Annotated in this window: 11 protein-coding genes; 8 read left to right on the forward strand and 3 right to left on the reverse strand. The window is 66.5% G+C overall.

Annotated features, from left to right (window positions below; all coding sequences use genetic code 11):
* The first annotated feature begins 762 nt into the window (after positions 1–762).
* Entirely contained in the window at positions 763–2,274 is a 1,512-nt protein-coding gene (locus ABEA50_RS02920) for a carboxylesterase/lipase family protein (protein WP_345493421.1), read from the forward strand.
* Here the strand turns inward: ABEA50_RS02920 and ABEA50_RS02925 are convergent, their stop codons facing one another.
* Positions 2,275–3,144, reverse strand: a complete 870-nt coding sequence (locus ABEA50_RS02925; protein ID WP_345493422.1) for an Fpg/Nei family DNA glycosylase — start codon at positions 3,142–3,144, stop codon at positions 2,275–2,277.
* A 37-nt stretch (positions 3,145–3,181) separates the two neighbouring features.
* A complete protein-coding gene (gene cobF, locus ABEA50_RS02930; protein WP_345493423.1) occupies positions 3,182–3,919 on the reverse strand; it encodes a precorrin-6A synthase (deacetylating) in 738 nt (245 codons plus the stop codon).
* A gap of 64 nt (positions 3,920–3,983) precedes the next feature.
* On the opposite strand from cobF, the gene ABEA50_RS02935 reads away from it, so the two are divergent.
* The 7 genes from ABEA50_RS02935 to ABEA50_RS02965 all read left to right on the forward strand — a co-directional run bounded on the left by ABEA50_RS02935 (position 3,984) and on the right by ABEA50_RS02965 (position 9,974).
* Positions 3,984–4,784: a thymidylate synthase gene (locus tag ABEA50_RS02935; RefSeq protein WP_345494628.1), complete on the forward strand. Its 801-nt coding sequence runs from the start codon at positions 3,984–3,986 to the stop codon at positions 4,782–4,784.
* 23 nt (positions 4,785–4,807) lie between these two features.
* Entirely contained in the window at positions 4,808–5,290 is a 483-nt protein-coding gene (locus tag ABEA50_RS02940; RefSeq protein WP_345494629.1) for a dihydrofolate reductase, read from the forward strand.
* A 177-nt stretch (positions 5,291–5,467) separates the two neighbouring features.
* Positions 5,468–5,794 (forward strand): cupin domain-containing protein, encoded by a 327-nt coding sequence (locus ABEA50_RS02945; protein ID WP_345493424.1) that lies wholly within the window; start codon positions 5,468–5,470, stop codon positions 5,792–5,794.
* An 84-nt stretch (positions 5,795–5,878) separates the two neighbouring features.
* Positions 5,879–6,931: a Dyp-type peroxidase gene (locus ABEA50_RS02950; protein WP_345493425.1), complete on the forward strand. Its 1,053-nt coding sequence runs from the start codon at positions 5,879–5,881 to the stop codon at positions 6,929–6,931.
* A gap of 2 nt (positions 6,932–6,933) precedes the next feature.
* Positions 6,934–7,734: a family 1 encapsulin nanocompartment shell protein gene (locus tag ABEA50_RS02955; protein ID WP_345493426.1), complete on the forward strand. Its 801-nt coding sequence runs from the start codon at positions 6,934–6,936 to the stop codon at positions 7,732–7,734.
* A gap of 86 nt (positions 7,735–7,820) precedes the next feature.
* Positions 7,821–8,354 carry a hypothetical protein gene (locus ABEA50_RS02960; RefSeq protein WP_345493427.1) on the forward strand — a complete coding sequence of 178 codons (534 nt, stop codon included), beginning with the start codon at positions 7,821–7,823 and terminating at the stop codon, positions 8,352–8,354.
* Positions 8,355–8,420: 66 nt separating this feature from the next.
* A complete protein-coding gene (locus tag ABEA50_RS02965; protein ID WP_345494631.1) occupies positions 8,421–9,974 on the forward strand; it encodes a TerD family protein in 1,554 nt (517 codons plus the stop codon).
* Positions 9,975–10,066: 92 nt separating this feature from the next.
* On the opposite strand, the gene ABEA50_RS02970 is transcribed toward ABEA50_RS02965, so the two are convergent.
* Complete coding sequence (locus ABEA50_RS02970; RefSeq protein ID WP_345493428.1) at positions 10,067–10,642, reverse strand: Uma2 family endonuclease; 576 nt, start codon at positions 10,640–10,642, stop codon at positions 10,067–10,069.
* Positions 10,643–10,780: the final 138 nt, after the last annotated feature.

The following is a 10,780-nucleotide window of genomic DNA, read 5'->3' on the forward strand; positions in this document are numbered from 1 at the left end:
GCGCGGGAGCGCGGGAGCGCGGGAGCGCGGGAGCGGGAGCGCGGGAGCGCGGGAGCGGGAGCGGGAGCGGGAGCGCCGGGGGAGGGGAATCTCTCGGCCGGTCTGGGTTCACTGTCGTCGTGTTCGCATCGACCGCTCGAATCGTCCTGCCGCCGGATCTCTGGAATCCAACTGACTGGGACAGCTGCCGAGGAGGGTCGACAGTGGAGAAAGAGTCGCACCGAGCCGGCGTGTCGACGACAACCCCCTGCATAGCCGTGGACACACCGATCGGCCACGGTGCGACAGCTAGCTTTTCTAGTCGCGGCTCAGCACACGCGCCAGTTGGCAAGCCTCGCATCACCCGAATGTGATGAACCACTTCTCGACGATCTGGGACGGGCGCGAACCCCCGTCCCCGAGGGGCCTTGCTGACCTGCGCCGATTTGCGCGGCACCGCGACCGCCACCGTGGGAACGATGTACGAACAGGTGCACGTGCATCGGCGCTGATCTCGACGAAACGGGCAGCAGAAGACCGTCGATTGCCGTCAGGAAAGGGGCCTTGCGCGGGGATGATCGGTACGGGACGTGGGTAGCTGGACCGTGGCGGAAGGCGCCGCGCACGGCGCGCGAACCAGGTGCGTCGATCACGTGACCCCCGACGAAGGCGCGGAGCGGAGCGCCCGGCAACCCGGTGGCACTCAGTGCCGCTCTATGGACGAAGGCGAGAGTTGCCGATTGTCTCTATCGGCGAAGGACGGCGCTTGGCTACCATCACTTGATGGTGGCAACGATAGATATCACGACCATGGACGGTGCTGTCCGCGGTCGACTCGGGCGCCGCGTCTCGCGCTGGCGATCCATCCCGTACGCGGCACCCCCCGTGGGAGAACTGCGGTTTCGAGCACCACAGCCGGTGCACCCGTGGTCGGGCGTGCACGACGCGACCGAGTTCGGACTTGCCGCCGTGCAACGCCGACAGGGTGCGCGCACCGGCGCGAGGAGCTACCAACCGACCGGCGAGGACGCTTTGACACTCAATGTCACAGCGCCCGTCGCACCCGCCTCCGCATTGCGTCCGGTCCTGGTGTTCATTCACGGCGGCGGGTACCTGTTCGGCACCTCGTCACTGTCGCTGTACTCCGGCGCAGGACTTGCCGCCTACGGCGACGTGATCGTCGTCTCGATGAATTACCGCCTCGGCGGCTTCGGCTACGTCGACTTCGGCGAATTCGGTACCGCCGAGCAGCCGTTCGAGTCGAACCTCGGACTGCGCGACCAGGTCGCCGCGCTGGAATGGGTGCGAGCCAATATCGCCGCGTTCGGTGGCGACCCTGGCAACGTCACCATTTTCGGGGAGTCCGCTGGCGCCAACGCCGTGCTCACCCTGCTGGCGACGCCGGCCGCGAAGGGCCTTTTCCACCAGGCCATTTCGCAGAGCGCCCCGGCAGACTGGTCGCTGACCGCCGACGACGCGCGCGCCTTCGCCCATCGCTGCGTCGAACGACTCGGCGCGACACCCGACACCGCCGCCGCGGTACTGCGCACCGCACCGGGCAAGGAGATCGGTCGCGCCGTCGACCGCGCGGTCGGTGCGGTCTTGCGCGAGCACCCCGGCCGATTCACCGCGGTCCCCGTCGTCGACGGCGATTACCTGCCGCGGGCACCGCTCGAGGCGATCATCGATGGCACGGCGCATTCGGTACCGCTGATCATCGGCACCAACCGCGACGAGGGCACGTTGTTCTCCCGCTTCGAGGACTCGCTGCCCACCACCGCCGACCGGCTACGCAAGGCACTCGCACGCTCGGGCGAGAACCTGGAATCGCGCGTGGCGGCGGCCTATCCCGGCTATCCCGAGGCGAAGGCCGCGGTACGCGCGGGCGGCGACTACGTGTTCTGGCGGTCTTCGCTCTTGGCGATGGAAGGCCACAGTCGGCACGCTCCCACCTACGCCTACCGCTACGACTTCGCCCCGCGCGCACTGCGACTCGCGGGTTTCGGCGCCACCCACGCCTCCGATCTGATCCCCGTCTTCGGGGCGGCGGACTCCCCGTTCGGTCGCGTCGTCACGGCGATCGGCGGACGCGGCGGCCTGCGCGCGGTACAGAGCCAGTTCCAGGACAACTGGTTGGCCTTCGCGCGCACCGGCTCACCGCTGGCGTCATGGACGCGCTATACCGAAACCCGTCGCAGCACACTGATCATCGACGCACCGACCCGATTGGAAGACGACCCCGATCGAGCGAAACGTCTTGCCTGGCAAGGGGTTCGGGTAGCGAGTCTGACCTGATCACTTGAGCAGGCGCGACATCCTGCGATCGGCGAGGATCTTGCCGCCGGTCTGACAGGTCGGGCAATACTGGAAGGAACGGTCGACGTAGGACACCTCCCGCACGGTATCGCCGCAGACCGGGCAGGTCATTCCGGTACGGGCGTGTACCCGTAGGCCGGAACGCTTTTCGCTCTTGAGCCGGGCGGCGTCCTGCCCGACCGACCTGTCGATCGCATAGACGAGTACCGAGCGCATCGCCGCGTACAACTGCTCGACCTTCTCGGCGGGCATGGTCTTGGTGTTGGCGAACGGCGAGATCTTGGCGGTGTGCAGGATCTCGTCGGAATAGGCATTGCCTATTCCCGCGAGGAGGGTCTGGTCGACGATCGCGGTCTTGATCCGCTGCGAGGTGCCGCGCAGGATCTCGGCAAACTCCGGTTCGGACACCGCCAACGCGTCGGGGCCGAGCCTTGCGATACCGGGCACCTGGTCCGGGTCGGTGACGACGTACACCGAGAGTCGCTTCTTGGTGCCCGCCTCGGTGAGATCGAACGCCGGAGTATCGGCTTCCGGAGTGAACAGGTGCACACGCAAAGCCAGCGGACTCTTACCACCCGGCCTCGGCGGCGTCGGCGATGGCTCGTCGAGCCACCGCAGCCAACCACCGCGCGACAGATGCGTGATCAGCCACAGACCGTCGCACTCGAGGCCGAGGAACTTTCCCCAGCGGCCCGCCGCGGTCACATCGCGACCCGACAGCGCGGTCACCTCAGGATCGAAGGTCTTGACGGCACTCAACGCCGCGACATCCACACGCCCGACTACCGCACCGACCGCGTGTTCGCGTAGGAACTGCGCCAGCGCCTCGACCTCGGGTAACTCGGGCACGGATTCAGATTACCCGGGCACACCGACACTTCCCGGCTCAACGACGCAGCAGGTAGATGTCCATGATCCAGCCCTTGTCGGCACGCAGCTTCGTGCGCCGTCGCACGATCTCCTCGGCGACATCGCCGAGGGGACCTTCGATCAGAGTCTCGTCCGGCATTCCCAGGTAGGCACCCCACCAGATGTGCACATCCTCCTGCGGGACCTGTGTGAACGCGCACTCACCGTCGAGCATCACCAACGTCGACCCATCGCCGAGACCTTCCTCGCGCAACCGGCGCCCCGTCGTGACATGCACCGGCTCGCCGACCCGGTGCAACACCATCCGATGCCGCGCAGCCAGCGCCTGCGCACTGGTCACTCCAGGAATCACCTGGTAGTCGAAGCGCACCAGACCACGCGCGAGCACACGGTCGACGACCCGCAATGTGCTGTCGTACAGGGAAGGATCGCCCCACACCAGAATCGCGCCGACCCCGTCGACCCTCGCGAACTCGGCCTCCAACAGCTCCGACCGCGCGTCGTGCCAGTCCCCCACCACCCCCGAGTAATCGGTGGGTGTGCGCTCGCGCGGCGGGTCGGCGATCTCCACGATTCGATACGGCCGGTCCAGGAACTCCTCGAGGATGCCGGTGCGCACATCGACCAGTTCCTGTTTCTCGGCGCCCTTGCCGATCACGAAGAAGGTGTCGACCTTCCGCATCGCCTTGATCGCCTGCACCGTCACCTGCTGGGGATCGCCCGCGCCGATGCCGATCACGTAGAGCTCACGCATGTCCGAGAGCTTGCCAGGTGGCGCGACGCCGCCACCGATCACCTGGGCAGTAAAGTCGACGACCGTGGCGACGGATACCCAGTACGAGGATCTGCTCCGACTGGTGCTCGAGTCGGGCAAACACAAGGCCGACCGCACCGGTACCGGAACTCGCAGCATCTTCGGTCACCAGTTGCGCTACGACCTGGCGGCCGGATTCCCGCTGATCACCACCAAGAAGGTGCACCTGCGGTCGATCGTCTACGAATTGCTGTGGTTCCTGCGCGGCGAGACCAATGTGGACTGGCTGCACGAACACAAGGTCTCCATCTGGGACGAATGGGCCGACGACGAGGGCGAACTCGGGCCGGTCTACGGCGCGCAGTGGCGTTCGTGGCCGACCCCCGACGGCACCCACGTCGACCAGATCTCGGAGGTCTTGCGGACGCTGCGCACCGACCCCGATTCGCGCAGGATGATCGTCTCCGCATGGAACGTCGCCGACCTGGGCAAGATGGCGTTGGCCCCCTGTCACGCGCTGTTCCAGTTCTATGTGGCCGACGGGAAGCTCTCCTGCCAGCTGTATCAGCGCAGCGCCGACCTGTTCCTCGGAGTGCCGTTCAATATCGCCAGCTACGCGTTGCTCACCTACATGGTCGCGCAGCAAACCGAGCTGGAGCCAGGCGATTTCGTGTGGACCGGTGGCGACTGCCACATCTATGACAATCACCACGCGCAGGTCACCGAGCAGCTCGGGCGCGACCCGTTTCCGTTCCCCCAGCTGCGCCTTCGCCCGGCGCCGACCCTGTTCGATTACGCCTTCGAGGACGTGGAAATGCTGGACTACCAGCATCATCCGGCCATCAAGGCGCCGGTGGCGGTGTGAACGCACCCGCGCGCGAGATCGGCATGATCTGGGCGCAGACCCTCGACGGTGTGATCGGCGCCGACAACGCCATCCCGTGGCGGATTCCCGAAGACATGGCGCACTTCAAGGAGACGACCTCGGGCCACCCCGTGGTGATGGGTCGACGCACCTGGGATTCGATTCCGCCGCGCTTTCGACCGTTGCCCGGCCGCCGCAGCATCGTGGTGACCAGGCAGCCGGACTGGGCCGCCGAGGGCGCCGAACGCGCCGGGTCGGTGCACGAGGCACTCGAACTCAGCGCACCCGATCCGGTGTGGATCGCCGGTGGTGCCGAAATCTACCGTGCGGCAATGTCTTTCGCGACACTGCTGTGTGTGACCGAGATAGACAGCCCCCTCGAAGGTGACGCGCACGCACCGGAGATCGGGCCACAGTGGCGCGAAGAAGCCGCCGTCGCACAGCCACAGTGGCACACCTCCACCTCCGGATTGCGTTTCCGCACCCGCTGGTACGCCCGCGGTTAGCGCCACCGGCCTCGATCGACCGACCCGACATCACCGGCGGGCGCGCTCCGATCGTGCGGCGCGCATTCGCGGCCCCCACCGCGCGGCGTCGGGGCATACTCGGCCATATACGCCGCGGGCGGGTCCGTGCGACCGTACGCACGGCCACCGCGCCGCCTCGGCCCGCGAAAGGTGCTCATGGACAAGAAATCGCTCACCGCGGTCGCTCGCCAGCAACTGAAGGCGGCGGCCGACGCCAGTAGCGGGCGCAGCTCACTGACCCTCTACGGCGGACACGTGAACTCGCTGCGCCAGACCGTGATCGGCCTGTGCGCCGGGCAGAGTCTCGCCGAGCACAACAACCCAGGAGAGGCGACCCTGCAGGTGCTCAGCGGCACCTTGACCTTGCGCAGTGGCGACAACGAATGGAAGGGCTCGGCCGGCGACCTGCTGGTGATCCCGCAGGCCCGACACAGTGTGCATGCCGTGGACGACGTGGCGTTCTTGCTCACTGTCGCGAAGTGAGCGCACGAACGACCCGGCGGGTGAGCCGACCGAGCGACATACGGAGTGGTCGATGGAGCCCCTCGAGGCGTTAGTCTGTCGATTATGAGCGAGCCGCAGCCGATTCTCGATCCGCTCTCCCTGGCCGCGATCTTTCTCGTCGTCACCATCGACGAGGGCGGGGAGGCGCAGGTGCGTGACCTGCTCGCCGATATGCCCGGTCTGCGCCGCTCGGTGGGATTTCGCCTGCCCGGCCGTGACCTGACGTGTGTCACCTCGATCGGCTCCTCGGCGTGGGACCGCCTCTTCAGTGGTCCACGGCCTGCCGAACTGCACGAGTTCCCCGGATACGTCGGCGCCGTGCACGAAGCGCCCGCCACTCCCGGCGACCTCTTGTTCCACATCAAGGCGCAAACCCAGGACGGGTGCTTCGAACTCGCGATGGTGATCGGCGACCGTCTCGCCGGTGCGGGCAAGATCATCGACCAGACCGTCGGCTTCCGCTACTTCGAACAACGCGACCTGCTCGGCTTCGTCGACGGCACCGAGAACCCCGAAGGTAAGGAAGCGGTGGCCTCGGCGCTGATCGGCGACGAGGACCCCGATTTCCGCGACGGCAGCTACGTCATCGTGCAGAAGTACACCCATCCGCTCGACGAGTGGCGCGCGCTGAGCACCGAGGAGCAGGAACGGGTGATCGGCAGAACCAAGCTCGATGATTTCGAGCTGTCGGACGCGGAGAAACCGGCGAATTCGCACGTCGCGGTGAATACCATCGAGGAAGCCGACGGCACCGAGCGCAAGATCCTGCGCGCCAACATGCCCTTCGGTAGCGTCAAGGACGGTGAATTCGGCACCTACTACGTGGCATACGCGGCGACACCGAGCGTCACCGAGTTGATGCTGCAGCGGATGTTCGTCGGCACCGAGGAAGCCGCCTACGACCGGATTCTCGATTTCTCGGTCGCGGTCACCGGCACCTCGTTCTTCACACCGGCCAACGACTTCTTCGACGAACTGCCCCCACCACCCGAGCAAGCCAGCACGGCGGCGGGGGAATCGCCGGAATCCTCGGGCGTTGAAACAACAGGGATGTCAGCACCATTCGAGACCGGACATGGCTCACTCGGCATCGGCACGTTGAAAAGGAGCAGGTAGTTATGAACAACCTCCATCGCGAACTCGCGCCGATCACCTCCGAGGCATGGGCGGAAATCGGCGAAGAAGCCACCCGCACCTTCAAGCGGCACATCGCCGGCCGCAGGGTGGTCGACCTGTCCGGTCCGCACGGCAGCGACTACGCGGCCGTCGGCACCGGACACACCACCCCGATCGCCGCACCCGACGAGGGCGTGCTCGCCCGGCAGCGCGTGGTGGCGCCGCTGGTGGAACTGCGGGTGCCGTTCCGGCTGTCCAGGGAGGAACTCGACAATGTCGAGCGCGGCTCCAAGGACGTCGACCTCGACCCGGTCAAGGACGCCGCCCGGCGGATCGCCTTCGCCGAGGACCGCGCCATCTTCGAGGGCTACCCGGCCGCGAATATCACCGGTATTCGGGGAAGTTCGTCGAACAAGCCGATCCCCGTGCCGGGTGATCCGCGCCTGGTGCCCGAGGCGATCGCGCAGGCGTTGAGCGAGCTGCGGCTCGCTGGCGTCGACGGCCCCTACTCGGTGTTGTTGAGCGCGGAACTGTTCACCGCGGTCAGTGAGACCTCCGATCACGGACACCCGATCCGCACCCATATCGAGCGGCTCATCCCCGAAGGGGAGATCGTCTGGGCGCCCGCCATCGACGGCGCGTTCGTGCTCACCACGCGCGGCGGCGACTTCGATCTGCGGCTCGGCCAGGACCTGTCGATCGGTTATCTGTCACACGACGCCGAGACGGTGCAGCTGTACTTCCAGCAGAGCCTGACCTTCCTCGCGTACACCGCGGAGGCGGCCGTCGCGCTGGGCGGCTGAGACCAGAGCACAACCCCCGAGCAGCCGTGTTCGCGCCCGGTACGGTGGATTCGCGAGACCGGCCAGGTGCGAATACGGAGGCGAGAGTGACAACGGTGCGTGCGGGCGTCGTTCCCGGCAAGCGCGTAGGCGTCTACAGTGCGATCGCCGTGGTGGTGGTCGCGGCCATCGTCGGTGGATTCGTCGGCGCGTTCGGCATCAACCGCGTGTTCACCGGGCTGCTGGTCGGGGTGGTGGTCGCGGTCGCGCTCCTGGTGGCACTGTTCACCAGGGACACCATCGTGCTGAGTGACGAGGCGATCTACCGGCGCACACCCCTGAGCGAGACGAGTATCGACTGGGAGCGCGTGGTCGCGGGACGGTTCACGCTCGACGAACAGGCGCGCTGGTCGCTGGCATTGGACCTGGTCGGCGGCGACGAACGCCACGGCGAATTGGTGTTGATGTCGATCCCTCCGGTCGTTCGGCCGGTCGCCGGTGCCTACGACCTGCGCAAGCGCGAGCAGGTCAACGAGATTCGCGCGCTGCTGCGGGAGAAGCGGATTCCGGTGACGGTGCTGCCCGAGATCGCGGGTGCGTTGCAAGAGCACTGGCAGATCGCGCCGCCGACCACCAAGTGAGTTCGGTGTGCGCACTGACCGTGTGGGACAGAACCGGACCTTTCGGATACGTTGGCAGTTGTGTCGATGACGAAGGGCGCCAACGTACCGGTGCAGATTCCCGCGGTTCGGATAGAGCTCGGCTGGCAGGCGGGACCGGGTGGTCTCGATGCCGACGCGTCGGCACTGTTGCTCGTGGCGGGAAAGGTCCGCTCCGACAACGACTTCGTCTTCTACAACCAGGCGGCGCACCCTTCCGGCGCGATCCGACACGAAGGCAAGCAGCGCGGCGCGACCGTGCTCGATGTGCTGACGGCGGACCTGTCGCAGGTCGAGTCGCAGATCGAGACCATCGTGATCGCGGCATCCTCCGACGGCGCCACCTTCGGTGAGTTCACCGGACTGTATGTGCGGATCGTCGATGCGGGCAGCGGCGCCGAGGTCGCGCGGTTCGACAGCGTCGGCGCGACGACGGAGACGGCGTTCGTGCTCGGCGAACTGTATCGACGCCAGGGCGGATGGAAGTTCCGCGCGGTCGGGCAGGGGTATGCGAGCGGGTTGGCCGGTTTAGCAACGGATTTCGGTATCTCGGTCGATGACGAGCAGCCGCAGGCCCCGGAATTCGCGCCACCGCCTCCGCCCGTCCCATCGCAGCAACAGCATCCGGCACCTCCCATGCCACCGCAAGGGCAGTTCGCACCACCGCCCGGCCAGCACCCGGCGCCTCCTATGCCACCACAGGGTGGATTCCCGGTGCCGCAACCCGCGCCCGTACCACCACCGGGGCAGTATCCACCGCCTCCCGGCCAATATCCGCCGCCTCCCGGACCGGACAGCTACGGACAACCCGGCTCCCAGCAAGGCCAATTCCCGCCAGCACCGGGCCAGTTCGCCGCACCCCCGGGACAGTACACACCACCTACCGGACCGGGCAGCCACGGACAACCCGGCTTTCAACAAGGCCAATTCGCGTCTTCTCCGGCTCAGCCCCCGCCGCCGTCCGGCCAGCCGGTCAACCTGAACAAGATCTCACTCACCAAGGAAGCACCGTCGGTCTCGCTCACCAAGCAGGGCGCCACCGGTGGCATCATGCGGATCAACCTGAACTGGACCGCTCCGCCGGCGACCAAAGGACTGTTCAGCCGCAAGGGCGGCGCGCTCGACCTGGACCTGTGCTGCTTCTGGGAACTCACCGACGGCAGCAAGGGCGATATCCGCGCGGTCGGCAATTTCGGTGGCCTGCACGCACCCCCGTTCATCCAACTGGACAAGGACGACCGCTCCGGCACGGCGGTCAACGGCGAGAACCTCGACATCAACCTCGATCACACCGCACAGTTCCGCCGAATCCTGGTGTTCGCGACGCTCTGGGAGGGCGCGAAGGATTTCCGCGGCGTCCATGCCACCGCCACGCTGTACCCCGTCAACTCCCCGCCGATCGAGATGACCGTCGGCGGCTGCGTCGACAATTCTCGCGACATGGTGCTCGCGCTGATCGAGAACATCAACGGCGAATTGGTCGTTCGCCGCGAGGGCCGCTTCGTTCCCCCACCCTTCGGCAAGCCACGGTGGGGCGTCGCGGAGATCGACAAGGCCTACGGCTGGGGCTTGAACTGGGCGCCGGGCAAGGGCAAGTCCTGACCGGAGTTCGGCGTCGAGTCCGCGCCACGCGCACTGTGCATGTCACAGCCTTCGCACTGATCGTGCTGCGCACCACGCGGCCCCGCGAGTTGTCAGGGCAATAACGAACCGGGGTCGATAGCGAACTCGAAAGGCGCACGCAGGGTGACGGTCTCACCCGCCGCCACCCTGTGTGTCTGCGCGTAGACACCGTCGGCGCCGAGCTCGTGGGCGAACAGGACAGGGAGAACCTCACCGGGTAGCTGCCCCTTGAAGGCGTTTGGTTCGATTCGCCAGTAGTTCGGTATCCCCGCCTCGGCGTAGACGACCGGCTTGACCATACGGTCTTGCAACGTCGTGGACTTCGAGACCACCTCGACCACCAGACACACTTGATCCGCCGGGATACCTCGATCGTCCCACCCGATCGGACCGTTTGCGACAACTAGGTCGGGTATCGGCTCGTCGTCACCGATCAGCACTCCGACGCCGTCAAGTGCGACATATTCCGCGGGGAGCACCGCATCGACAGCAGTGGTCAATCGCTTGATCAACCACTGGTGTCGGGGCTTGGGGGCGGCGTTCACAACGAGCTGGCCATTCAGTACCTCGTAACGCAATCCGTCATCGGGCATGTGATCGAGGTCCGCAGCCGTCCAGGAACCAGTATGGGGAACCGGCATCGCCATCAGCACCACCTCCAACCTCACTGAGCGGCAACGAACGATATCCGCTGACTGGATCGAGTCTAATCGACTTCCCGGACTGTACCGCCTGGCCACGAAGCGCTTCGGACTTCGTGGCCAGGCGGGCCCACTATCGTTCGA

The organism is Nocardia callitridis, from assembly GCF_039543305.1.
Lineage (GTDB): Bacteria > Actinomycetota > Actinomycetes > Mycobacteriales > Mycobacteriaceae > Nocardia > Nocardia callitridis.

Excerpts from the sequence above, each read along its gene's own strand:
- ABEA50_RS02920 (WP_345493421.1), top strand. The coding sequence starts at position 763 with ATGGTGGCAACGATAGATATCACGACCATGGACGGTGCTGTCCGCGGT.
- ABEA50_RS02955 (WP_345493426.1), top strand. The coding sequence starts at position 6,934 with ATGAACAACCTCCATCGCGAACTCGCGCCGATCACCTCCGAGGCATGG.
- ABEA50_RS02965 (WP_345494631.1), top strand. The coding sequence starts at position 8,421 with ATGACGAAGGGCGCCAACGTACCGGTGCAGATTCCCGCGGTTCGGATA.
- ABEA50_RS02970 (WP_345493428.1), bottom strand. The coding sequence starts at position 10,642 with ATGGCGATGCCGGTTCCCCATACTGGTTCCTGGACGGCTGCGGACCTC.
- ABEA50_RS02940 (WP_345494629.1), top strand. The coding sequence starts at position 4,808 with ATGATCTGGGCGCAGACCCTCGACGGTGTGATCGGCGCCGACAACGCC.
- cobF (WP_345493423.1), bottom strand. The coding sequence starts at position 3,919 with ATGCGTGAGCTCTACGTGATCGGCATCGGCGCGGGCGATCCCCAGCAG.
- ABEA50_RS02945 (WP_345493424.1), top strand. The coding sequence starts at position 5,468 with ATGGACAAGAAATCGCTCACCGCGGTCGCTCGCCAGCAACTGAAGGCG.
- ABEA50_RS02950 (WP_345493425.1), top strand. The coding sequence starts at position 5,879 with ATGAGCGAGCCGCAGCCGATTCTCGATCCGCTCTCCCTGGCCGCGATC.